The sequence below is a fragment of the Paenibacillus sp. B2(2019) genome, assembly GCF_008370385.1.
Lineage (GTDB): Bacteria > Bacillota > Bacilli > Paenibacillales > Paenibacillaceae > Paenibacillus_AQ.
Genome location: NZ_VTZR01000028.1, coordinates 140,833 through 166,936, shown reverse-complemented (window position 1 = coordinate 166,936; position 26,104 = coordinate 140,833). Strand labels below are relative to the sequence as shown.

Sequence of the window (26,104 nt, the reverse complement as noted above, 5' to 3'; positions counted from 1 at the left end):
ATTCAAAGGAGAAAAGTTGATCGTTTAAGAAAACTACCTTCCTAAGGTGGTTTTTTTTTCATTCAACTAACGTCTAAAGGAAACTATTACTTATATTTATAGAATAGTAGGCACAAAAAAACCCAACCGTATGAAACATAGCGGTCAGGTTCTTCAATTGCTCATTATGAATGTCGTCCTAGGCTTGAGCCTTAAGAGCGTTCAATTTCTTCGCCAAGCGGGATTTTTTGCGGGCAGCCGCATTTTTATGAACCAGACCTTTAGTTACGGCCTTGTCCAGCTTTTTGGAAGCAGCTTGGAAAGCAGCTTGAGCAGTTTCAACTTCCGTACCTGTCAGTGCTACATCAGCAGTTTTCACAGCTGTACGAAGCGCGGATTTTTGGGAAGCGTTCAGTGCACGGCGTTTTTCGTTCGTGTTTACGCGTTTAACCGCGGATTTAATATTTGGCATTGCATTCACCTCCTGTAAGACATTCGAAATCATTATCAAATGATTCACAACTTAAAATAGTTTAGCATGACCGGTAGTAAAAAGCAATACTTAAAGCTTTCAAATTAAACCATTTTAACCTGCATAAACAAGGGCTTTCTCTCGCACACTATCGACAAAAGAGCATAGGCAGAAGCTTGCAATTTGAGTTTTTGTTAGAAGTAACTCAAGGAAGTGTCTGCTCACAAAACTAAGTATCGCTTACGAAGCAAGTTTTGCTCGAAGTAATTCATTGGAGCGATGCTCACAAAACTTTTAGGAGGCTGGAACAATGGAACCGGATCTGCAGCTATATTCGGTACGCACGGACTTGGCGTTAGAGGCAAAGGAAATGGCTCAAGGGCCACAAAGGACGCCAATCCCTGGTGTAAACGAAGAAGTGGAAGAGTCTGATGGGATAAAAGTTACCCGGCTTGGTGTGGCTAACGCTGCCGGATCACAGGCGATAGGTCGCGCGATTGGGAATTATGTCACACTTGAGGTACCAGCATTGCGCAATGGAGATACTGGCTTGCAGCAAAAAGTAGCTGAAGTCTTTGCTCGCGAATTCGAGGACTTCCTGACTAGGATTGGGATTGGTAAGGATGCATCTGTACTGATCGTTGGACTGGGGAACTGGAATGTGACTCCAGATTCATTGGGGCCGCTGGTGGTGGAGAATGCGCTCATTACTCGGCAATTTTATGAGCTCGTGCCGGATCAGGTCTCTCCAGGCTACCGTAAGGTAAGTGCTATCGCTCCCGGGGTGTTAGGGTTGACCGGTATCGAGTCGAGTGAGGTTGTACAGGGGATCGTGGATCGTACAAAGCCGGATCTTATTATTGCCATTGATGCGCTGGCATCCCGTTCGCTTGAACGGATCAATACGACGATTCAAATTGCCGACATCGGTATCCACCCCGGTTCGGGGATTGGCAATAAACGGCGCGGATTGACGCAGGAAATTCTGGGTGTTCCTTGTATTGCTATCGGTGTTCCTACAGTTTGCTATGCTTCGACCATTGTAAATAATGTACTGGAGATGATGAAGAATCATTTCGGACAAGGAGCTGGTCACACCAAGGAAATTATGGGGATGCTAGACGATATTTCTGAGCAGGAACGATTGTCATTAGTGAAGGAAGTACTTGAGCCACTAGGACATGATTTGATCGTTACACCTAAGGAAATCGATGAATTTATTGAAGGCATCGCCAATATTGTAGCCAGTGGTCTGAACGCGGCCCTGCATGATGCGGTCGATCCTGAGAATGTCGGCGCTTATACCCACTAATTGAATTATAGCTAGCACAAGTCCGGCGGGATGCTGATGTACAGTATCTCGCCGGACTCTATGTCTATTCTCTCATTTACGGTTCTACTATTTCTCTTTCGCTCATAGATTTGGAGTATAAGAGATTACAGAGGGCTGGAGGAGGACATAAATATAATGAATAAAAAATGGTTTCAGCTTTGGAACATCGGCCGTTTACGTGGAAGAGTGCTGGATGCTTTATCGCTGGGAAGAACGATGCTGCTGTTGGCCGGAGGTTCGCTAGTATTTTTTATGCTGCTTGGCGCTGGTGGATTGGCCGGACAGAAGTTGAACTCTTCACCCATTCCATCTATGAAGGGGCTTGCGGCCTCCCTATCGAGTGGATTTTTCATGGAGTTGTTGGGGATGGAGGTCCCCCATTTACCGCAAGGGAAAGAGCCTTCCGCTTTTTCAGGTGAAAAAGTAACTTCCTTTGTATTTCAATTGCTGACCAGTGTGAATCCAAGTGATCCGAAGAGTCTAGTTTCTCGTGAAGTGCCAGGCTTGGCAGCGGATGATCCATTTCTTTTACGAAAAGGCTCGGGTGGCTCTACAGGAGCTCCTGTTGATTATCATCCGGGAACGGATGAACTGGCTGAGGGTGGAAGGGAAGAGGTTGATCCATCGGTTCCAAACGAAGTGGACAAGCCCGAAGATACTCCAGCACAGCAGCCTGAAGCGACAATAGCTCCGTCTCCTGAGCCATCAGGAGCTGCGGGAGGTACGGATAAGAGTGATCCGCAAAGCGAGACAGATAATACCAAGGACACGTCAGTTAAACGGATTCTTATCTATCATTCACATCCTCGGGAGGCCTACAACCCTCTACTAGGAGTAGCGAACGAAAATCCAAGCTCTGCGGTTTCTTCTAAAAATGTAATGCTGGTAGGATCATATATTACGAAAAGATTGGAACAACGCGGGATTGGTACAGTTCATGCCAAAGAAGATTTTCTAACAAAAATTGCCGACTATAACTGGAATTTTTCCTACAAATACTCTCGAATGCTGGTTAAATCTGCGATGAGCTCAAATCAAGAAATGAGTGAACTTATCGACATTCACCGCGACTCGCAGCGTCATGGCAAAACAACTGCAGTGATTGATGGGAAAAGTTACGCTCAGGTGTATTTTATTATTGGACATGCGAATAAAGATTGGAAGAAGAACGAAGAGTTTGCGAACAAGATTCATCAAACGATTGAAAAGAGTTACCCAGGAATATCTCGCGGAATATGGGGAAAAGCTGCGGGTAAAGGAAACAACGGGGAGTACAACCAAACCCTCTCACCTAATAGTGTCTTGATTGAAGTGGGCGGTATTGATAATACAGCAGAGGAATTAAAGCGTACGGCTGATATCTTGGCAGATGCTATTGCGGATGTGTATTGGAGCAGTCATGACTCGGAGAAGGTAAACGCAGCTGGCAAGGCGACGAATCCCACAACCCAAGAGAGCAAGGGACAAACCAATGCTACAGCACCTCAAAAGTCGAACGGAGCTTCTTAAGCTATAGACATTTAATTAGAATAAACAGCCTTATTACCAAGTATTTAAAAAGGAGTGGCTTACATGTCTCGTTTCGGTAAAAAACTGGTTATGGTCGGTATTTGGGCAGGGGTCGGCATACTGTTAGGTATGCAGTTCAGCGGCAGCGGAGGGGCGACCGTCTCTAAGCTGTTGCCAGGCTGGACCGACCTATCGACTACGCCAACCAGTCAAGTGACGGGCATGCAATCACAGCCGATTAAGAATGGGGTTACACAAGGTGGGCAGACTTATGTGTATGTTCCGATGGTGATCGACCCTCTCACAGGTGCATATACGCCTGTTTCTCCATTGCCTCAGAATAGCAATCCTGCGCCAACTACAGATCTTCCTCAGAAGGTGGTAGATGGGTATAATACGAAAACTCCAGAGCAGATTCTGATTCCTGAGGAACAAAAGCCGACAGTCGATGTGATAGCGGATAAAACGGCAGGTCTTCTGCAGCAAGCTTCTCAGAAGGGCATACGCTGGGTAGTCTCATTGTTCGATTCGGCGGAAGAATCACAATGATTTCAGGCGAAACAGTTATTTCACGGGTACGTGAATAGCTGTTTCTTCTGTTTTACGTAAGGGCGGGATTGATGGAGTAAGCTTGTACTGTTATAATAAGTGGATTAATATCAGGCTGTCTGTGGGGGTAAGGAATGACTGACGTTCAGAAAAGACAACAACAAATTCGCAATTTCTCGATTATTGCACATATAGACCATGGTAAATCGACACTAGCTGACCGCATTTTGGAATACACGGGGGCACTAACCACGCGTGAAATGCAGGAACAGGTACTCGATCAGATGGATCTGGAGCGCGAACGTGGTATCACAATAAAGCTGCAAGCCGTGCGTTTAACCTATCGTGCAGACGATGGTGTAGAGTATTATCTCAATTTGATTGATACACCGGGACACGTCGATTTCACCTATGAAGTTTCCCGCAGTCTTGCAGCATGTGAAGGCGCACTGCTGGTTGTGGATGCGGCTCAAGGAATTGAAGCGCAGACACTGGCCAATGTGTATTTAGCACTGGATAATAACCTTGAAATCCTACCTGTGCTCAACAAAATTGATTTGCCAAACGCTGACCCTGACCGGGTAAAGCAGGAGATTGAGGATGTTATCGGGCTGGATACCAGTGAAGCGGTTATGGCATCTGCCAAAGCCGGTATCGGGATCAAGGAAATTCTGGAGCAGGTGGTGAAGCAGGTTCCTGCGCCATCCGGTAATTCAGAAGAGCCGCTTAAAGCGTTGATTTTTGACTCTCATTACGATCCTTACAAAGGCGTTATCGTCTATGTGCGCGTAATGGACGGTAAGATCCGTGCGGGATCGAAGATTAAGATGATGGCAACTGAGAAGACCTTCGAGGTCATTGAAGTTGGCGCATTTATGCCGCGTATGACCATTGTCGATGAATTGAACATCGGGGATGTTGGATTTATCGTAGCTGGGATCAAGCATGTTGGAGATACCCGTGTCGGTGATACTGTCACTGACGCAAAGAATCCTACTGCTGAGCCGCTTCCAGGTTACCGTAAGATCAACCCGATGGTATATTGCGGGTTGTATCCGATTGAGACCTCCGATTATAACGATCTTCGTGAGGCACTCGAGAAGCTCCAGCTTAATGATGCTTCGCTAAGCTTTGAGCCGGAAAGCTCGAGCGCGCTTGGATTTGGTTTCCGTTGCGGATTCCTTGGACTCTTGCATATGGAGATCATTCAAGAGCGGATTGAGCGCGAGTTCAATTTGCCGCTAATTACAACAGCACCGAGTGTTATTTATCGAATTATGCTGACCAATGGCGAAATGATTCAAATCGACAACCCGTCACATTATCCGGAAATCGGAACGATTGACTACATTGAAGAGCCATATGTTAAAGCAGCGATCATTGTGCCTAACGACTTCGTGGGTACTGTAATGGAGCTGTGCCAGAACAAACGCGGCGAGTTCGTAAATATGGAATATCTAGATACTAATCGTGTAACGATTACGTACGAGATTCCGCTGTCAGAGATCGTTTATGATTTCTTTGATCAGTTGAAATCAGGTACAAAAGGTTACGCATCCTACGACTATGAAATTTGTGGGTACCGTCGTTCGAATCTGGTCAAGATGGATATCTTGCTTAACAATGAGCAGGTTGATGCTTTGTCCTTTATCGTTCACCGTGACCGTGCATACAACCGCGGTCGTATCATTTGTGAGAAACTACGTGGGATTATCCCTCGTCAAATGTTCGAAGTGCCGATTCAAGCCTCTGTGGGTACGAAGGTGGTTGCGCGTGAAACCGTTAAGGCGATGCGCAAAAACGTACTTGCAAAATGTTACGGCGGTGATATTTCGCGTAAGCGGAAGCTGCTAGAGAAACAAAAAGAAGGTAAGAAACGCATGAAGCAAGTAGGTAGCGTAGAGGTACCACAAGAAGCATTCATGGCAGTACTGAAGATCGACGAGTAGAAACTAGGTAGAGCCGGGAGAATATCCCGGCTCTATTTTTTTGCGCAGGAGAAGATTACAATAGAGTGGAAGGATTGTAAGCACATACACTGTAAGGGGAGTCCTCTTTTGAAACGATTATATTTGAAACTTACGCCAAGTACCTTTAAGAATCGGATTTTGTTAGCTTTCTTACTGTTGGTACTAACACCCATTGCCATGCTCGTTCTGTATAACTTCAAAGAGACAGAACAAATGCTGCAGGATAATGCGGAAACGAAGAACATAGAGCAGCTTATTGGGATTAAGAATGGTTTTGTTGATCTCATGAGTCTCGTTATGAAAACAGGGTCATTACTTGAACAAGATACAACGATTTTATCGATAATGAAGAATCCCGAGCAATCGGATGAAATCACGAGAAAAAAGCTCGTTGAAAACAAGTTTGGAGCGATTGAAAATACATTCTTCATGAGTGGAGCGACGGTGTATTATACTTTAATCGACCTTCATGGAAACGCATACACTTCCTTTATGCCGAGGGAAACCTTGAGCTACGACGAAATCCAATCGGAAGATTGGGTTCAAGTATTGAAGCGAGAAGGAGCGAATCGATATATATGGAATCCGAATGACAAGAACAATGTGGTCCGGGAAAGTACAACAAGTAAGAAAATGCTTAGCCTCTATGAGGTTATGCGTGATAATGGTTTTAACATTTATGCCTATGCAAGACTAAGTATCGATTATGAGGAGTGGTTTACTAGATCAACGTTAGGGAGTAAGCAGGAAGGGGCTTTTTTTCTGCTCGATGCCTCAGGAAGAATGATGCTTAATCCGGATAAGGATGAGACCTTTTCTCCAGATATTGCGCAGAGTATTGTGAAGAGTGACCACCAGCGGCAGACAGAGCGTGCTACATCCATCATCGATCCGAAGGAGAAAAGCTTATACACATACAGCTACATCGAAGAGTTGAATGGTTATGTCGTTAAAAAGGTACAGCTAGCACAGTTATTTCTTGAGGTGTATAAGCAGAAGCAACGATTTTTTGCTGTATTTGGAGTCATACTACTGCTATTTGTTCTATTAACTTATTTTATATCATCGACGATTACAGTGCCGCTAAAGAAGCTGCAGAAGAAGATGGAGATGACCGCTAAAACGAATCTCAAAATGAAATTACCCGAGCAAGGGCGGGGAGAGATTCTTGCACTGACTCAGAGTTTCAATATAATGATCCATGATTTAAATGAGCTGTTGCAGCGTCTTCAGCTTGAAGAAAAACAGAAGCAATTCGTTCGATTTCAGGTGTTACTTTCGCAGATGAATCCACATTTCCTACTAAATACATTGAATACGATAAAGAGCATCGCCTTAGATAAAGATGATGATGAAATTTATGGAATTTGTGTTGCACTAGGCAAAATATTGGAAACAACCTTAAATACGGAAGTGGATTTGATTCTGTTAAAGGATGAGATTGTACTAATTGAATCTTACATGGAGATTCAGCGGCAACGCTTCGGACATGGGATTGAGATTCAATATGATATCAACGAGGAACTACAATACGCATTAATCCCTAAATTCTGTCTTCAGCCCTTAATTGAAAATAGCTTGATTCACGGCTTCGGTCAGTCTGTGAAACAAGGGAGAATTGATATTTCCGCTAAGGTGACTGGACAGCAACTATATCTGCAGGTTAAAGATAACGGCATGGGGATAGATAGAGCACAGCTGAATAAGGCTGCACGGAAACGACAAGGAATCGGTGTTCAGAATATTAGGGAGAGCTTAGAGCTGTTGTTCAAGAATCAACGGACAGGCATGGACATTGTATCATCAGACACAGGAACTGAAGTGATTATCCATTTTCCACTTCTTATTTCAAAACCTTACGATGGAGGTAAGCTCACATGTGGAGAACGTTAATTGTGGATGATGAACAACCCGCGGTTAAAAGTATACGGAAGTTATTCTTAAAGGCTGGAATCCCGTTTGAAATTATAGGTGAGGCGGAGAATGGAGAAGTAGGCTTGCAAATGATTCGTGAGCTTCATCCAGATGTGGTAGTGACGGATATCAATATGCCAGTGATGGATGGGGTGAAGCTCCTTCAAGTTGCGCGAGAGGAAGGCTTCGACTGCCGATTTGTAATGTTGACCGCGTTGAGTGAATTTGAATACGCCCGGCAAGCGCTCGTATTTGGGGCTTCGGACTACATTCTGAAGCTATCTTTAGATCTCCAAGGTTTGAAGCAGACCATGGATAAGGTTCATGCCGAGTTGGAGCGAATGGTGAAGATGAAGAAGGCCGATAAATGGTTTCCTGAGAAGCAACAAACGGGACCGACAGACCATGTAGAGATGAACAAAATTATAGCTTATATTGAAGAACATTATTCTGAGGACATCTCGCTCAAATCCATGTCAGAGTTGATACGAATGGATGCCAGCTATATAAGTGACTTATTCAAGAAAAAGACAGGGAAAACGTTGACGAATTATATTCAAGAGCGGCGTATTCAGGCTGGAAAAATGCTGCTTGCAGAGACGAAGCTAACGATTAGTGAGATTGGGCAGCAGGTGGGCTTTGAGAACGATAATTATTTTATTAAAATTTTCAAAAAGTGGTGTGGCGTCACGCCAAATGAATTTCGCAAAGAACCAAAAAACGTTCTATAGTTTCCCAAATGTAGTTCATCCCCCAGAATCCGCTCTGATGATAAAGTTATAGACGTAGAGCACAACACATAATCCTTCCAAGGGGGAAGATATCGATGAAGAAAAAGTGGTATCCTGCAGTGCTTTCTGTCTTATTAGCAGGTACGATGCTGGCTGGTTGTGGTACTAGTGGAAGTAATGATGCGCAGGGCAGTGCAAATGGACAAAAAGCAAAGGAGAAAATAAAGCTTACGATGTGGGGGGCAGTTCCTGCAGAAGCCGGGCCTCAAGCTGTAATTGATAACTGGAATAAAGATAATCCAGACATTCAAGTCGAGTATATCCGTAATGTAAATGACGATGCTGGAAACTTAAAGCTGGATACTGCCTTGATGACCAATCAAAACATAGACCTTTTCATGAACTACGATCTTGCTCATTTACAAAAACGTATGGATGCAGGTGTTGCCTTGGATCTAAGCACGAAGACAGATTATGATATCGACAGCCAGATCGGCGAGGACGCAGCGATGTGGAAAATCAATGATAAGTACTATGGGATTCCTACAAAGAAAAACATGGCGTTTGTATGGTTGAACAAAGATATGCTGGATGCAGCAGGATTACCGATTCCTGCGGTGGACTGGACCTGGTCAGATCTTGAGGAGTATGCGAAGAAGCTAACGAAGCCTGGTGTGTACGGATTATTGCAGGCAGATTCCTCCTTCCCAACAACGATGGACGGTACGCTTGCTGGAATGGGTGTGAAACAGGCGGATGGTACTTCAAACTTTGGGAATGATCTATGGAAAGAACACCTGGAAATATTGCATAACATGATGTTCGTGGACAAATCCACACCGGAATATGGCGAGCAACTGACCAGTAAAATGCCGGTTGACACCATGTTCCTGCAAGGCAAAGCGGCAATGCTGGCAGCAGGTGAGTTTATTTTCCGAAATGCGAACAACTTGAAAGACTATCCGCATGATTTCAAAACCGCGTTCGCCGCTATTCCAAAAGTGAATAAAGATCAAAAGGATTATAAATATTCGGGCGGTGTGGGTGACATGCTTGCTCTTAATGCGAAATCCAAGAACCTGGATGCAGCTTGGGAGTTCGCAAAATGGTATGCGGATGGCGGTATGCTGCCAATGGCAAGCGGTGGTCGTATTCCAGCCTCTAAGAGTGTAGATAGTAAGGAAGCAATGAGCCTTCTCATGAAGGGTGTAGAAGACAAATATGATACAGATTCAATGAATAAAATTGTATTCGGCAAATTCCCGTCCTTCCAGCTAAATGTAACTCAACAAGCCATTGATGCACGTAAAGAAGAGTATGAAAAATACTTCTTAAATAAGCAAGATATTGAAACCACGATGAAGAATATGCAAACCCGTTCGCAAGAGTTATTGAAATAATGAAATAGTTAGCACAAAAGAGAAGGAGGAAGATTTCTTCGTTCTTCTCTTTCGTGTACCCATTTTTCAGCATACGAAAGGCGGCGATACCGTGAAGCGGAGAAGCTGGATGGACAGACAAGGCTGGATCGGCATGACCTTTATTCTTCCGAATATGATTGGTATTCTCTTATTCTTTATTATTCCTGCAATCTATTCCTTTGTCCTCATGTTTACGAATTATCAATTTTCAAATCCGAATTGGCAATTTACTGGGCTGGATAATCTCAAACGATTGTTCCATGACGATAATTTCTATGCCTCGATCAAATATACGGTGATATTCCTGATATCGGTTCCAGTATCGATGGTGCTCGCATTTATTGTAGCGCTATTTCTAAACCGCAGTGTGTATCTTAAAGGCGTATTACGTGGAATGTTCTTCCTACCGTATATCTCCAGTGGAGTAGCCGTTGCATTTGTTTGGATGCTGCTATTTCAGCCTTCACAGGGACCCATCAATGAAATGCTTCGCTGGATTGGCATAACATCGCCGCCAGGATGGTTTGCGGATACGGAAACCGCAATGTATGCCATTGATATCGTACAAATCTGGCTGATGCTTGGCTACAATATGATCATATATTTAGCTGCATTACAGGAAATTTCGACAGAACAGCTGGAGGCTGCTCGGATCGATGGTGCAAGCACATTCAAAACAACATGGAAAATTGTATGGCCTCTTGTTAGTCCCACAACTTTCTTATTAATGATTACCGGATTAATTATGACGATGAAATCGTTCTCGATTATTCAAGCCATTACGGCTGGAGGTCCTAGCGGAAGTACGACGGTCTTATCACTATTCGTTTATAAAACAGCATTCAGTTATTACGATATGGGATACGCTTCAGCCATTTCATGGTTCTTGTTCGCCGTCATTCTCGTCATTACAGTCATTCAGTGGATCGGCCAAAAGCGCTGGGTTCATTACTAAATGATCCCACAAAGTGAAGCTTTGCGGGGGGCCCCGAAACCATAATTTAAAGGAGCAGGCGGTATGAATGAAAAAGCAGGAAACATGAAGGTGAAACTGCCAGTAACGATCATCATGTTTGTTCTAGGACTATTTATGATTGTGCCTTTCCTATGGATGCTCAGTACATCCTTTCAGACACCTGCCGAGGTGTTTAATAAATGGCTGCCTTCATCTCTCAACTGGAGCAATCATATTCGGGTGTGGACAGGAAGTCATGATTTTGTTCCGTATTATTTAAATTCACTTAAGATTTCGATTATTGGAACTGTGGGGGCGGTGTTTCTATCTGCCCTTGCCGCTTACGGATTTTCACGTACTTCGTTCAAAGGTCGAGATGGACTATTTGTCATATATCTATCTATGATGATGGTTCCACCTCAGGTACTTTTTGTTCCAAAGTTTATCATGTTTAACTGGGTTGGGATTTACAATACGCATTGGGCGCTGATCCTACCCGCCATGTTCTCAATCTTCGGTGTATTTATGCTTCGGCAGTTCTTTATGAGCATCCCCAAGGAAATTACGGAATCTGCTTTTTTAGATGGGGCGGGGCATTATAAGATATTTTTCCGCTTAATTCTGCCATTAGCGAAGCCAGCAATAGCAACGTTTGCTATTCTCGATTTCTCCTGGCAATGGAATGATTATGAGAATGCGCTTGTATTCTTGCAAAGCCCTAAACTATATACCATTCCGCTTGGATTGCAGAATTTTATTCTTGAGAACAATGTGGACTACAACGGGATGATGGCTGCTTCATCGGCTGCGATTATTCCAATGATTATTATCTTCTTTGTGGGTCAGAAATACATTATTCAAGGGATTTCAAGTTCGGCTGTGAAAGGCTAACTATAGGAGGGGTACTAACATGAGAACAGAAACGGTTAAATCCGATGTAACAGTGGTCGGTGGTGGACTTGCAGGAATGAACGCGGCGATCGCTGCAGCGCGCCTAGGGTTGAAGGTAGCACTAGTGCAGAATCGTCCTGTACTTGGTGGTAACTCGAGTTCAGAGGTTCGGGTATGGGTATGTGGTGCAACAGGACATGGTGTAAATCGATATGCACGTGAGACAGGCATTATGGGTGAGTTATTCATCGAGAATCAATACCGGAACCCGGAGGGAAATCCATACTTATGGGATCTAACCTTACTCGAAGCCGTGAAGGCAGAGTCGAATATCAGCCTGTTCCTAAATACCGATGTACGCGAAGTGGAAGCGGAAGGTGAGGCAGAGGATCGGACGATTCGCAGTGTGATTGGTTGGATGATGGGATCTGAGCGGTTGATTACGTTCAAGAGTGAGGCGTTCATCGATTGCACGGGCGATGGTTTGGTTGGCTTCCTGGCAGGAGCTGATTTCCGATTAGGACGTGAAGCCCGCCATGAATTTAATGAGGAATGGGCACCTGAAGTGCCTGATAACATTACATTAGGCAGTACATTATTGTTTTATACACAGGATACAGGAAAACCGGTACGTTATGTTGCTCCATCGTTCGCGAAGGATATTACAACAACGTCGATTCCGATCCGTCGGGTCATTCGGAGTGGAGATTCAGGTTGTCACTACTGGTGGATTGAGTGGGGTGGTGAGCTTGATACGGTGGATGAGAATGAACGTATACGTGATGAGCTATCCTCTGTTATTTATGGGATTTGGGATTACATTAAAAACTCAGGTCATTTTGATGCCGAAAATATGACGCTGGAGTGGGTTGGCTCAATTCCGGGTAAACGTGAATACAGACGGTTTGTTGGCGATACGATCTTAACGCAAAATGATATTCTTGCGCAGCGTGAATTTGCAGACCGGATTGGATTCGGAGGATGGTCGATTGATCTGCATCCACCGCAAGGGATGTACGCAGAAGAGAGCGGCTCGAAACATCTGCATGCGGATGGGATTTATCATATTCCATTTAGTTCGCTCTATTCGAAGAATGTGCGAAATCTACTCTTCGCGGGTCGGAATATCAGCGCATCTCATGTGGCTTTTGGAACAACACGCGTCATGGCAACCTGTGCGATCATGGGTGAAGCGGCTGGAGCAGGTGCAGCATTATCCGTCATCAAAGGTGTAACCCCTCGTGAAATTCGCAAGCAGTATATGCATGAATTGCAACAGGTGATGTTAAAGCAAGATGCTTCGATTATTGGATTGCGCAACGAAGATCCACTGGACCTCGCCAGAAAAAGCGAGATTCATGCATCCAGCACGATGAATGGTATACTGCTGGATCGTCCAGCCGAAGCTTATGAGCTTTCTCATGACGTAGGAATTTTGTTTCCGGTTGAAGGAAATATCCTTGGGTTGAAGCTGCTTGTGTCAGCAAGTACTCAGTCAGAGCTGACCGTTGAGCTATGGACGACTGGGCGTGCGGAAAATTACGTTCCAGCAGAGTGTAGACAGGTTGATGTTGTAATAGTACAAGCTGGAGAGCAGCAATGGATTGATGTTCCGGTACAAGAGGAGCAGTGGAGTTCAATCGGCGAATGTAATATCTTCGCTATTATTCGAGCTAATGAGCATATTCAATTGCATATTTCAGAAACCCCAATCACAGGTGTTATTACATTTGAGCGAGGCGTTAAACCTGTAGTCGATTCAGCGCTGGAGGATCATCAGCCAGATCAGCCGGTGATGGAGTGGAGCATGAAACAGCTTGTACGCAGGCATTTCTGCTTTGCGGTAGAAACATCCGCATATGCTGCATCCAAAGTCACTGACGGGTATGTTCGACCTTTTGCAGGGCCACATAGCTGGGTTTCTGAGCCGATGACTGCTGGTAGAACGGAGTGGGTAGAGGCGCGTCTCCCGGATGCTGCTTCAGTCTCTGAAATTCATTTTACCTTTAACGATGATGTTAATGAGGATCTTATCAACTTACATCACCATGAAACGCCATTTCTAGTGATTCCTGAACTAGTAAAGGCTTACGATGTAGAGTTACTCATTGATGGCGTGTGGCAAGTCATGTTCCGCGTCAAAGACAATCATCGCCGGAAGAACGTACATCGTTTAGAGAAGCCTGTCCTTACGGATGCTGTTCGGATCGTTATTCATGAAACTAACGGAGGAGAACGTGCAGAACTCGTGGAAATGCGGATATATTAAGAAGAAACGGCTTAGCCGTCCTTATAGGGACAGTATCCGTTTCTGCGAGAAATACAAAATATATAGGATAACGTAAAACTTATACTTTTTTGTATTTTTAAATAGAGATCATTTATAGATGATCGCTCTTGGAGGGAAGCCGTCAGGCTTCCCTTTTCTTGTTTTTTAGATTACACTAGTCAAACGATATTTTTATATAAAGGAGACAGCTAATGACCACGAATACTAATGGCCGTCCCCCTGAGGCCGTATACATTCATATTCCTTTTTGTACCAATAAGTGCTTTTATTGTGATTTTAATTCCTACGTTCTCAAGGATCAGCCGGTTATGGATTATCTCCAAGCCTTGGATCGAGAAATGGAGCTGACCGTCAAGAACACTCCACCGGGAGTTATCAAAACGATCTTTGTCGGCGGTGGTACCCCAACAGTACTGAAGCCGGATGAGATGGCTTATTTTCTAAAATCAGTTCGGACACATTTCCCAAACTGGGATAAAGATATCGAGTTCTCTATGGAAGCAAATCCGGGAACTACGGATATAGATAAGTTGACGGTTATGAAAGAAGGCGGCGTGAATCGGGTGAGCTTTGGTGTTCAGGCGTTTCAGAACGAACTCCTTACGGGTATTGGCCGGATTCATAATGTTGACGATGTATACCGCAGCTTGGAGAATGCTCGTGCTGTTGGTCTTAACAACCTGTCGGTTGACCTTATGTTTGGTTTGCCGAACCAAACTGTAGAGATGCTGGGCGAAAGTATTCGTAAGGCCTTGGAGCTTGATTTACCCCACTATTCTATTTACAGCTTGAAGGTGGAGGAGAACACTCTTTTTCACACCCTATTTAATAAGAACAAACTTCCTCTTCCTAATGAAGAAGATGAACTGCAAATGTACCTCTTGTTGATGTCATCTATGAAGGAAGCGGGCTATAACCAATACGAAATCAGTAACTTCGCAAAACCAGGTATGGAGAGTCGTCACAATATCACTTACTGGCGTAATGAAGATTATTATGGTCTTGGAGCAGGTGCACATGGATATGTGGGTCGCCAGCGTCATATTAATGTTAAGGGTGTAAATCCTTATGTTGAAGCAACACGTAAAGGCCTGCCTCGATTAGACGCATATCCAATCACTGAAGCAGAAGCGATGGAGGACTTTATGATGGTTGGCTTACGTATGCATGAAGGCGTCTCTAATGAGGCTTTTCAAGCGCAATTTGGGCGTTCGATAGAGGATGTATTTGCGAAATCCTTGCATAAGATGCTGCATGCGGGTCTACTTGAGCACGAAGAGGGGACTTACCGACTCAGCAAGCAAGGGATCCTTTTCGGGAACGATGTTTTCGCGGAATTTGTAGGCGCACTGACAGAAGTTTAATTTTAAAACACCCCTTGAATTGTAATTCACTCTGTTGTATATTTATTCATATTATCAACAGAGGGGTGAATTAAAGTGCTTGCCAAGACGGAAATGATCCGCCATTCGTCTCCAGCAGGAGACGCACAGGTGATTTGCAGAAATGCTGTGATAGAAGATGTTGAACCGTTGTATCTGATGATAGAAGAATACGCACAGCGCGGGATCATGTTGCCCCGTTCCAGGCAGGCGCTGACACGCCAGATCGATCAATTCGTTGTTGCAGAAATTGGCGGCAGATTCGTTGGCTGTGGGTCACTCTTCAGACTCGGGAATGATCTTGTAGAGATTCGCTCGATCGGTCTGAATGACGAAGGTAAGGGCAAAGGTGTCGGCTCAATGATTTTAGAGAAGTTGGTTGAGGAAGCCAGAAACCAGAAAATCCCTAAGGTTATGGCACTAACCTACGCCGTAGATTTCTTTCTTAGAAACGGATTCGAAGTCGTTGAGAAAGAGATTTTTCCCGAAAAGGTATGGACAGATTGCGTGAATTGTAAAAAGCAGCATGCCTGCGATGAAATAGCAGTACTTAAGATGCTGAACTGACTTGACAATGTCAATGTCAGTTTGGTATTTTTGTATTAGTGGTTAGCACTCATCTGAGTCGAGTGCTAACGAATCGGAGCCAACAGCCGATAGGAGGGGATAACATGTTAACTGATCGCCAGAGAATGATACTAAATGCAATTGTAGATGATTATATTTCATCGGCAGAACCAGTAGGATCTCGCAGCATTTCTAAACGGGGTGATGTAGGGTACAGCCCTGCAACAATTCGAAATGAAATGGCTGACCTAGAGGATTTGGGTTATCTCGAGCAGCCTCATACATCGGCGGGGAGAATACCTTCCCATAAAGGATACCGATATTATGTGGATCATTTGGTACCGTGGAATTCCGCCGAAACGGCAGAGATGGGCACGATCCGCGCTTTTTTTGCCGAGAAGCTGAATGCGATGGAGCAGGTAATCCAACATGCGGCGATGATTCTTTCCAATATGACGAATTACACTTCCATCCTTCTGGGACCGGAGGTTTTTCATACATCATTGCGTCATTTTCAGTTGTTACCACTAGATGATAAAACCGCTGTAGCGATTATTGTTACAAGTACGGGTCAAGTTGAGAACCGTACGGTGAACATTCCACCGGAGATATCCGTTTCCGAGATGGAGAAAGTGGTTAACCTACTGAATAGTAAGCTGGTCAATGTACCACTCTATAAGCTGAAGACTCGGCTGTATTCCGAGCTTGGCGAGGAAATGCAGCGTCACATCTCACATTATGAAGAATTAATGCAAGTGCTAGACATTGCGCTGGAAAGTGATCAAGAGCAGCGTATCTATCTTAGTGGAGCGACGAATATGCTTACACAGCCTGAGTTCAAGGATGTTGACAAGGTGAAAAGCATTCTTGATCTGCTGGAAGAGACGCCTACATTGCTTAAAATGCTGGCCCCTACAACAGGCGGCACAGGTATCCAGGTCCGAATAGGGACGGAGAACAATCATGAAGCGTTCGCTAACTGCAGTCTGATCACCGCCACTTATTCTCTTGATGGGCAGGCACTGGGGAGCATTGGTATCCTTGGTCCGACACGAATGGAATATGCAAGAGTGATGGGGATCTTGGGCATTTTATCCCGAGATTTGACAGCGATGCTGGCACACTGGTATAAGTGAACAGAGTCAACATTGATTACGTGAATGATTTTAATGAATGATTTTAAGGAGGTGAAGACAACTTGAAAAAGGAACAAGTTCAAGATGCTAATGAATTCAAAGATGATTTGATAAATGAGGAACCTGAGGCTGATGTAGCTTCGGAAACCGACTCATTTACGGCAGAAGAAATTAGTGAAGGTGCTTCAGACACAGGTTCGGAGGTAAAACGTCTGCAGGATCTCGCTGATGAATATCAAGGACGTGCGCTGCGTGCGCAGGCTGATTTCGATAACTTCCGTCGTCGTACTCAGAAGGAGAAAGAAGAGTTGGCTCAATATGCCACCTCCAAGCTCGTGACTGAATTGCTTTCAGTACTGGACAATTTTGAGCGTGCTTTAGTGACTACTCCTAGCAGCCCAGAATCCGAAGCTTTCGTGAAGGGTGTTAATATGATTTTCCGTCAGCTAGATGGGGTATTGAAGTCCGAGGGACTTACGGCTATGGAAACAGTAGGACAGCCTTTTAATCCTGAATACCATCAGGCTATTATGCAGGTGGAGAGCGAGGAGTACGAAGAGGGTATCGTAACGGAAGAGGTCCAAAAGGGATACCTCCTGAAAGATAAAGTCCTTCGTCCTGCTATGGTCAAAGTCAGCATGTAATCTGTATATATAGGACGGGCAGTATCTGTCCACCATGTACCAATCGAATTTTTTAAATATTTTATTATTTTAATGAGCGAATGCTCCATATACCTTTAGAGGAGGCAAATTATTGTGAGTAAAGTTATCGGTATTGACTTAGGAACCACGAACTCTTGCGTTGCCGTAATGGAAGGCGGCGAAGCCGTTGTAATTCCAAACCCAGAGGGCGCACGTACAACCCCTTCGGTGGTAGGTTTTAAGAAAGACGGCGAGCGTATCGTCGGTGAAACAGCTAAACGCCAAGCAATTACTAACCCTGATCGTACGATCAGCTCTGTTAAACGTCACATGGGTACTAACCATAAAGAAAGCATCGATGGTAAAGACTATTCCCCACAAGAAATTTCAGCAATGATTCTTCAAAAGCTGAAATCCGATGCAGAAGCATATCTTGGCCAAACTGTTACTCAAGCAGTTATCACAGTTCCTGCTTATTTCAATGACAGCCAACGTCAAGCTACTAAAGATGCAGGTAAAATTGCAGGCTTGGAAGTTTTGCGTATTGTGAATGAGCCAACAGCTGCAGCTTTGGCATATGGTCTGGAGAAATCCGAAGATCAAACTATCCTTGTCTATGACCTTGGTGGCGGTACGTTCGACGTATCTATCCTTGAACTGGGCGATGGATTCTTTGAAGTAAAAGCTACAAGCGGCGACAACAAACTTGGTGGCGATGACTTTGACCAAGTGGTTATGGATCATCTGGTATCCGAATTTAAGAAAGAGCAAGGTATTGATCTGAGCAAAGATAAATCTGCTGTACAACGTTTGAAAGATGCAGCTGAAAAAGCGAAGAAAGAATTGTCGGGCGTACTGACAACCACTATTTCTCTTCCGTTCATCACTGTAGTTGACGGAGTGCCTCAGCATTTGGAGATCAACTTGACTCGTGCGAAGTTTGATGAGCTTACTGCTGGTCTAGTAGAACGTACTTTGGGACCAACTCGTCAAGCATTGTCTGATGCTGGTATGACGCCTGCAGACCTTACCAGAATCGTTCTGGTTGGTGGTTCTACACGTATTCCTGCTGTACAAGATGCAATTAAGAAGCTTACAGGTAAAGATCCACACAAAGGTGTGAATCCGGATGAAGTTGTAGCTCTTGGTGCTGCTGTTCAAGCGGGTGTATTGACTGGTGATGTTAAGGACGTTGTATTGCTCGACGTAACTCCGCTTTCCCTCGGTATCGAAACTGCAGGCGGCGTGTTCACGAAGATGATCGAGCGTAACACTACAATTCCTACAAGTAAATCCCAAGTATTCTCGACCTTTGCTGACAACCAACCTAGCGTTGAGATTCACGTGCTACAAGGTGAGCGCCAAATGGCGAATGGCAACAAAACATTGGGACGCTTCATGCTGAACGAGATTCCACCAGCACCACGTGGCGTACCACAAATCGAAGTTTCTTTCGATATTGATGCCAACGGTATCGTGAATGTGTCTGCAACTGATAAAGGCACTAACAAGAGCCAAAAGATCACTATCACTTCTTCCAGCGGTCTGAGCGACGCAGAAGTAGAACAAATGATGAAGGATGCCGAGCTTCACGCTGAGGAAGACCGTAAGCGTAAAGAATTGGTAGAAGCGAAGAACAGCGCTGACCAACTCGTGTATTCCACTGAGAAAGTGATCAAAGATCTTGGTGATAAAGCTGATGCTTCCGAAGTTGAAAAAGCAAACGAAGCTAAAGATAAAGTGAAAGCAGCACTTGAAACTGACAATCTTGAAGAAATCAATGCAGCTACAGAAGCATTGACTGAGATTGTACAACAGTTGTCCATGAAGCTGTACGAACAAGCTGCTCAAGCAGAGCAAGGTGCTGAAGGTGGCGCTGGAGCTGCTGAAGGCGCTCCTAAGAAAGACAATGTAGTTGACGCTGATTATGAGGTTGTTGACGAAGATAAGAATCAAGGGTAACCTTAAACGATAAGTGTATAGGGCGTAACTGATAAATTCTTATATAGTTAAGAAGGGAAGGTCAAAACCGGGTCATCCCGTGTTTTGACTTTCCTTTTGTAATATCAGTTTGCACACTCTTCGCGAATGCGCCTTCTGATATTGTAAGAATAAACATCTGCTGGAACTGGATGGTCAGATCCTGGGGTTTTATCGTATAATGGTTTCTTTGGCAGGTAAATTAGGAATTTGAGTATGTAATGTACGGAGGTGAAAGCAGTGGCAGATAAACGCGATTATTATGAAGTGCTTGGCCTCAGTAGAGATGCTTCAGACGACGAGGTGAAGAAAGCGTACCGGAAATTGGCGCGCCAATATCACCCAGACGTGAATAAAGCAGATGACGCTGAAGCTAAGTTTAAAGAAGTAAAAGAAGCTTACGATGTTCTTAGCGACGGACAACAGCGAGCTAGATATGACCAATATGGCCATATTGATCCTAACCAAGGTATGGGCGGCTTCGGAGGCGGCGGTGGCGACTTCGGAGGATTAGGCGATATCTTTGATATGTTCTTTGGCGGCGGCGGACGTCGTGATCCTAACGCACCACAGCGTGGTGGGGATTTGCAGTATACGATGACCATTGAATTCAAGGAAGCGGTATTCGGTAAAGAAACTGATATCACTATTCCACGTACGGAAACTTGCGATACCTGCTACGGCTCCGGGGCTAAACCGGGTACTAAACCAGAGACTTGTTCCACTTGTCATGGTAGTGGGCAACAGGAATTCGTACAGAATACACCACTAGGACAGATGCGTAATCGTCGTCCATGTTCACATTGCAGTGGTACAGGTAAGATTATTAAGGAAAAATGTACGACTTGTAGCGGACAGGGTAAAGTTAAGAAGCAGCGTAAGATTCATGTACGCATCCCTGCCGGTGTCGATGACGGTGCGCAGCTGCGCATGACTGGCGAAGGCGAGGGCGGCTTACGCGGTGGTCCTGCTGGAGACTTGTATATTGTCATCCGTGTCAAATCGCATGATTTCTTCGTACGTGAGAACGATGATATTATGTGCGAGGTTCCACTTACATTTGCACAGGCTGCACTTGGCGATGAGATTGAGATTCCTACCTTAACGGAAAAAGTGAAGCTGAAGATTCCTGCGGGAACGCAGACCGGTACTTTCTTCCGCCTTAAAGGTAAAGGTGTTCCACGTCTACGTGGATCTGGCCAAGGTGACCAGCATGTTAGAGTCATTGTTGTGACACCTAGCAAGCTGAATGATGAGCAAAAAGATTTGTTGCGACAGTTCGCCTCTCTAAATGGAGAAAACACACATGAGCATGAGCAATCTTTCTTTGATCGTGTGAAGCGTGCGTTCCGCGGGGACTGATATTTCTAACTTCATTAATTGAGTAAATAAATAATACAGCAGAGCAGCGATCCTCCCGTTATTTTGGGATCGCTGCTCTGCTTTTTTGATTAAGGCAGTTTGCTCATGTCGATTGTTAGTAGGGACAAGCTAGCCAATCTCATACGGTGCTTTTCATGCCAATAGCGACTATGGGGTCCGTTAGCATACCAAATATCGCATAATCCAGCGTTTAAGGTCATCTGAGTCCGATGACTGACTCGGAAACGCAAATGTGACCTATAGACGAAAAAGCCCCAGCAGTCATTGGCTGCTGGGGCTTTCTTTTAAAGTGCAACTAGATGTTGTTCGAAGAACGTAGGTCCTCAAGCACACGGCTCAGAATTGTTGCTGCTTGTGCACGAGTCAGTGTACCTTGTGGATTGAAGCTGTCCGCAGTAACACCTTTGAGATAACCTTTGGTTACAGCATAGGCTACAGCGTTGCGTGCCTCCGCAGCGATGTTATCCGCATCCTTAAAGCTTAAAGGTGTCTTGGCTACTGTAAGATCAGCACCAAGAGCCTTAGCGATGATAAGAGCTGCTTCCTCGCGAGTCAGCACATCACGAGATCCACTTTCTTTGATGCGAGTACTCCAAGTGTCACCTTTTCCAAGTAGACGGTCGAAGAGCGTTAGAAGCTCTGCCTGATTTAAAGTGTCAGCAGGCTTAAAGCTGCCATCGGCTCCTTTGCCGGCAATGATACCATGTGAAGCAAGGATTTCGATATCGGTTTGAGCCCAGTGTGTGCCAATATCTTTAAAGCTTATTTTTCGGGATGCTGCACTGTAAGAACCGTCACCAGTAACATTAAACTGTAGAATCCCTTCTTTAGAGATAGAACCAGGTAGTAGATAGGACCATTTATGATCCTTTGATTCTACATAAGCGGCAGTCTTTCGTGCATCATGAAGACTGCTGGCCTTTAGATTAAGCTGAAGGATGATCGGCTTTCCGGTTGTCCAACCATTTTTGATAGTGAGAATGGAAGAACCGATATTTATTGCTGCTGAGCTACCTGCTAAAACTGCTGTGTTGCCTGCATCTGTTAGGCTAATCGTAAGGGTCAAGCCGTTGCTGTTGATGAAATCCGGAAGAGTCGCCGCTGGAATAAGTACATTGAACCCACTACCGTTTAGGCGGAGTGCATACTCTGATTTCTTTAACTGCTCGGCTTGGGCCGGGGTAAGAGAAATAACAACTTGGCTATATTTATTGAAGCTTACATCGCTAAGATCAAGAACAGAAGTTTTATCTTTTGCATTCTGGATCGAATTGGCTAATGCAGTGTCTAAGATGTTGAACACCGCTGAAGGCTTGCCACCTGCTGGATCTGCAGTCTCTACTAGCTTCCCAGATTTCAATGCGATTCCAGAAGCGGGAGCACTGGTTGCTGTTGGTACATACGAATCAGGTGATGGAGTTGGTGTTGGCTTCGGTGTTTCAGGTGTCTTAACACTTACGCTTACCGTTCTCACACCAGATGGGATTGTTGATGTTGTAGCATCATTCCAGATCTGCACATCATACAGCTCGAGGGAATAGGCTCCTTCTACTGTAGGTTTGAAGGTTATTTTGCCTAGTGAGCCTGAGCCGTGATAAGCACCACCTGACAGATTGACGCTATACTGTGTCAGTTTGCGGCCGTCTTCTAGATCATAGGTTTGTGAGAATTCTGTAAGTGGAATACCTGAGAAATTCTCCTCTTGATACGTAGCCAGTTGTACGCTTGGCTGGATCGTTGGTGTTTCGAGAGAATCATCGTAGATGACAGCGAATGAAGCCCCATAGACGCCATAAACCTCATCAGTCACGGAATACCCTAGATCAACGGTTACCGGTTGTCCCACATCAATGGTGGCTGCAGATAGAGACGGAGTTACATTGAAAATACCATCTCCTGTGCTATAAAGCAGTCGCTGAACATAATCATCGTCGTCTGCGCCGTTACCTACTTTATCAACCACATAGATTTTGTACTCATTAAGCCCCTCGTTAACAGGAACGTCAATGGAAAAAGCACCATTACTTGCAATTACTCCACCGAATTTATAAGTATTTCCATCATAATGTTTACCTTCGGCGTACACGGTAAACCAGTTTCCAATAGGTTGTGTATTAGAAATATAATAGGCCATTAGGTCATCATCAATAAAACCGCTGATTTGAGCCGCACCAGGATCGGTTGGCGCTTCACGTTCATACTCCTCAAGTGTGATGCCGGAAACTAATGGCTTCTCGGTATCAATTGTGAACTCGGTCTTTTGATTCTCGAGCAGTTGCCCATTAGGAAGCACAGGAGTGATGTAGTAATGACCATCTGCTAAAGTGGACTTGGCGGAGGTCTCCAGGTCTGTTAACGTTCCATCCCAATTTGTAATCTCGTAAACGCCACGATAGACCTTTTCATCGATAGAATAAACTTCACCTAAAACTGTCGCAGGAGCATCTATTGGAGAGGCTACGAAACTTATGCCATCCAGTTCTTTATTGACAGAGAAGGTAAAGGTGGTGTCGTCTGAGCGTCCATCGCCATTAGGAGAAATCTGTGGACTTTCAAAAGAAAGCTGATTAACAGGCTCTAAGTTGAATTTATCGCCGACAAGTGCATTAAAGGGAAGACGAAGAGTTTCAGTATCAGAGGTTAGGAACAGGATCCCTTCATATGCACCCTCTTTTGCTGTGTCAGATACCTTTAGTGTAAATTGTGCATATTGATCTACACCTGAGGTAACGCTGTTTGGTGCAATATTAATACTAATGTCACCAGGCGCTTCTGTAAGCCATTCGGTGGAAAGAGTATAGGTTGATTCATTCCCATTAAAGTCTTCCACATAGACTGATTTCGTTACGCTAGCTCCTTTTGGGAGCAGGCCAAAGGACAAGGAACCTGTGTAATAAGGGATTTCTACAGTCCCAGGAAGGCCGCTAATTAAGCTCTCCCCAACTTTAGCGATAGATTCAGCTTTTGCTGATTTCTCCAAATTAATTAATCCGGCACCTTGTTGATATAGTGAGTAAGCATCCCCATCACGGTTAAAAATAGGATCCGCATTGTTCATCAGCAACGCTTTAATATCATTTGGCTTAAGATCAGAGTTTTCACTCAGTAGCAAAGCTACAGCCCCTACAGCATGTGGGGTTGCCATGCTTGTACCGCTTTTTAAGCCATAAGCATGTTCGTAATCCCCACTCCAGCTAGGAATTGTGGAGTTGATATTTACTCCAGGAGCTACAACATCAGGTTTGATTAGATAATCCGGCATCCCCGGGCCCATAGAGCTGAAGTTTGCTAACTGATCTACTTCAAGCCCTATATAGTAACTGATAATATCTTTAGCAGCATCCAATTGAGCTTTTATCTTTTTCCCATCTGCTTGAGTAATTCCGTAGGTAGGAATGTAAATCCCGGGCGCACCAAGGGTGGGACTGATTTCACCAGCAGCATTATTAGCAATTAGGACAAGCTTGGCTCCAGCTGCTTTGGCATTTAGAGATTTATCTCCGAAACTCAGCACACCTCGATCGACAAGGACTACCTTATCTTTGACGTCCAAATTTGTGTAATCGGAAGTACCTCCAAGACCAGCGTAAACGATCTTACTGCCAGCAATATTATCAACTAAGTCTGGGGAGTAAGTTGCTAAGGTCCCTGGAATTTTTTTAACATCGCCAATATCAAAGAATGGGGTATTCACTGGGGTAGTAGAAGCACCTACACTAAGTGCGAGTTGAGATCCAGCAGGTTCGCCCAATGTTCCTACATCCGGTCCAGCGTTACCGGCGGCAACTACAACATTCACGCCCGACTTTATGGCGTTGTCTATTGCGATTGAACTTGCGGAATAGCTTTGGTTAACATCAGAGCCCAGGGAGAGGTTAATTATATCAGCTCCATCAGCGACCGCTTTCTCAATACCCGCGATTACAACCGCTGTTGGACCCGAACCGTAAGGGCCAAGTACGCGATACGCGTACAAATCTACCTCAGGTGCAACATCCAATATTGTACCTGCTACATGAGTGCCATGCGAGGTTTCATATGGGCTACCATTTTTTGGAGGGAAGTTGGCATCAGGAGGTGTTTCTGACGGATCATTATCCTGATCATAGGCATCGTAACCGCCCTTATAATTATCCTTTAATAAAGGGTGATTTTTATCGATGCCGGTATCGACAACGGCTACCTTTACTCCTTCTCCCGTGTAACCTAATGCATGTAGTCTATCCGCGCCTATAAGATTGCCACTGTCTGAATAGGAACGTGTAACAGGCAAAGTTGCTACCTCAACACTGTCTGCTAACGCATGTACTTCATCATTTGGATAAACAGCCGCAACGCCCGGAAGCTCTAGCAGCTTGTTTACTTGATTGGCTGGCAACGTAATGGAATACCCGTTAAAAATTTCACTGTATTCAAAACCGATGTCGGCATCGATTTTCTGCGCTGAGGAAATAAAGCTTTTATGCTCTGAGATAATTTTACTGCGTTGTAAGGAGACTGAGGATCGTAAAGAAGAAGTTTTAGCCTCATTTTCATACACACTGACTGGTTTATTAGTTAATTCCACAATTACGGATACTGGTGCTGAACCTTTGAGCACACCCGCGTAGTTATGAGGGGTCACACTTTGAGACTGTACATTATTAGCTAGGTTAGTTGATGTTTTAAGGGATGAGTTCGCAAATGCAGCGGATGGAAAAAGGACAGAAACAGCCAGTCCGAAGCTCGCCGCCCCAATACCAAATTTTTGAATAGAGTGTTTAAAGGTACGTTTCAAATAAGTTCATCCTCCCAAATGAATTTTTATATTGCAGTGTGTATCTGTAGTTCTCCTCCTCAGCGTAAAATGTAAAAAATTATGAAAATTAAATTTATTCTACAGCTATAACTTCAAATCGAATATACAACTTTAGCACTATATTGCAGGGAAGCGTCGAGGAAAATGTCGAATTCCCAGTAAATAAGTGGAGTATGAGAAAAAAAGGGCATAAAAGAAGT

18 protein-coding genes are annotated in these 26,104 nt (G+C 44.5%); 16 read left to right on the top strand and 2 right to left on the bottom strand.

Translation table 11 applies throughout. The features are described from left to right. Window positions 1-178 precede the first annotated feature (178 nt). Window positions 179-451, bottom strand: a complete 273-nt coding sequence (gene rpsT / locus PAENI_RS28995) for a 30S ribosomal protein S20 (RefSeq protein WP_042130412.1) — start codon at window positions 449-451, stop codon at window positions 179-181. A gap of 310 nt (window positions 452-761) precedes the next feature. Between rpsT and gpr the strand changes: the two genes are divergently transcribed. From gpr to dnaJ, 16 genes are all read left to right on the top strand, one after another. After that, a complete protein-coding gene (gene gpr, locus PAENI_RS28990; RefSeq protein ID WP_042191024.1) occupies window positions 762-1,763 on the top strand; it encodes a GPR endopeptidase in 1,002 nt (333 codons plus the stop codon). A gap of 156 nt (window positions 1,764-1,919) precedes the next feature. After that, window positions 1,920-3,293, top strand: coding sequence for a stage II sporulation protein P (locus tag PAENI_RS28985; RefSeq protein ID WP_149647637.1), 1,374 nt, complete (start codon window positions 1,920-1,922; stop codon window positions 3,291-3,293). 63 nt (window positions 3,294-3,356) lie between these two features. Further along, window positions 3,357-3,842 carry a hypothetical protein gene (locus tag PAENI_RS28980; RefSeq protein WP_149647636.1) on the top strand — a complete coding sequence of 162 codons (486 nt, stop codon included), beginning with the start codon at window positions 3,357-3,359 and terminating at the stop codon, window positions 3,840-3,842. Between the two features lie 134 nt (window positions 3,843-3,976). Continuing rightward, window positions 3,977-5,791 carry a translation elongation factor 4 gene (gene lepA / locus PAENI_RS28975; protein WP_036677511.1) on the top strand — a complete coding sequence of 605 codons (1,815 nt, stop codon included), beginning with the start codon at window positions 3,977-3,979 and terminating at the stop codon, window positions 5,789-5,791. 108 nt (window positions 5,792-5,899) lie between these two features. Next, window positions 5,900-7,705, top strand: a complete 1,806-nt coding sequence (locus PAENI_RS28970; RefSeq protein WP_262495771.1) for a cache domain-containing sensor histidine kinase — start codon at window positions 5,900-5,902, stop codon at window positions 7,703-7,705. Beyond that, window positions 7,690-8,457, top strand: coding sequence for a response regulator transcription factor (locus tag PAENI_RS28965; protein ID WP_149647635.1), 768 nt, complete (start codon window positions 7,690-7,692; stop codon window positions 8,455-8,457). The genes PAENI_RS28970 and PAENI_RS28965 overlap by 16 nt, the downstream gene beginning before the upstream one ends. A 95-nt stretch (window positions 8,458-8,552) precedes the next feature. Then, on the top strand, window positions 8,553-9,857 hold the full coding sequence (locus PAENI_RS28960; protein ID WP_149647634.1) for an ABC transporter substrate-binding protein: 1,305 nt from the start codon (window positions 8,553-8,555) through the stop codon (window positions 9,855-9,857). 91 nt (window positions 9,858-9,948) lie between these two features. Beyond that, the gene (locus PAENI_RS28955) at window positions 9,949-10,833 is read left to right on the top strand and encodes a carbohydrate ABC transporter permease (RefSeq protein ID WP_231573337.1); all 885 of its coding nucleotides are present in this window, start codon (window positions 9,949-9,951) and stop codon (window positions 10,831-10,833) included. A 63-nt stretch (window positions 10,834-10,896) separates the two neighbouring features. After that, a complete protein-coding gene (locus PAENI_RS28950; RefSeq protein WP_076284811.1) occupies window positions 10,897-11,724 on the top strand; it encodes a carbohydrate ABC transporter permease in 828 nt (275 codons plus the stop codon). 19 nt (window positions 11,725-11,743) lie between these two features. After that, a complete protein-coding gene (locus tag PAENI_RS28945) occupies window positions 11,744-13,993 on the top strand; it encodes an FAD-dependent oxidoreductase (RefSeq protein WP_149647633.1) in 2,250 nt (749 codons plus the stop codon). Between the two features lie 212 nt (window positions 13,994-14,205). Further along, window positions 14,206-15,378, top strand: a complete 1,173-nt coding sequence (gene hemW, locus PAENI_RS28940) for a radical SAM family heme chaperone HemW (RefSeq protein ID WP_076299681.1) — start codon at window positions 14,206-14,208, stop codon at window positions 15,376-15,378. 93 nt (window positions 15,379-15,471) lie between these two features. After that, window positions 15,472-15,963 (top strand): N-acetyltransferase, encoded by a 492-nt coding sequence (locus PAENI_RS28935; RefSeq protein ID WP_042194380.1) that lies wholly within the window; start codon window positions 15,472-15,474, stop codon window positions 15,961-15,963. Between the two features lie 104 nt (window positions 15,964-16,067). Continuing rightward, window positions 16,068-17,099 (top strand): heat-inducible transcriptional repressor HrcA, encoded by a 1,032-nt coding sequence (gene hrcA, locus PAENI_RS28930; RefSeq protein WP_042191003.1) that lies wholly within the window; start codon window positions 16,068-16,070, stop codon window positions 17,097-17,099. 62 nt (window positions 17,100-17,161) lie between these two features. Next, entirely contained in the window at window positions 17,162-17,743 is a 582-nt protein-coding gene (grpE, locus tag PAENI_RS28925; protein WP_149647632.1) for a nucleotide exchange factor GrpE, read from the top strand. A gap of 114 nt (window positions 17,744-17,857) precedes the next feature. Then, window positions 17,858-19,705, top strand: coding sequence for a molecular chaperone DnaK (gene dnaK, locus PAENI_RS28920; RefSeq protein WP_042190999.1), 1,848 nt, complete (start codon window positions 17,858-17,860; stop codon window positions 19,703-19,705). A 258-nt stretch (window positions 19,706-19,963) separates the two neighbouring features. Beyond that, window positions 19,964-21,085: a molecular chaperone DnaJ gene (gene dnaJ, locus PAENI_RS28915; RefSeq protein WP_042130386.1), complete on the top strand. Its 1,122-nt coding sequence runs from the start codon at window positions 19,964-19,966 to the stop codon at window positions 21,083-21,085. A gap of 316 nt (window positions 21,086-21,401) precedes the next feature. Here the strand turns inward: dnaJ and PAENI_RS28910 are convergent, their stop codons facing one another. After that, window positions 21,402-25,883: a S8 family serine peptidase gene (locus PAENI_RS28910; protein ID WP_149647631.1), complete on the bottom strand. Its 4,482-nt coding sequence runs from the start codon at window positions 25,881-25,883 to the stop codon at window positions 21,402-21,404. Window positions 25,884-26,104: the final 221 nt, after the last annotated feature.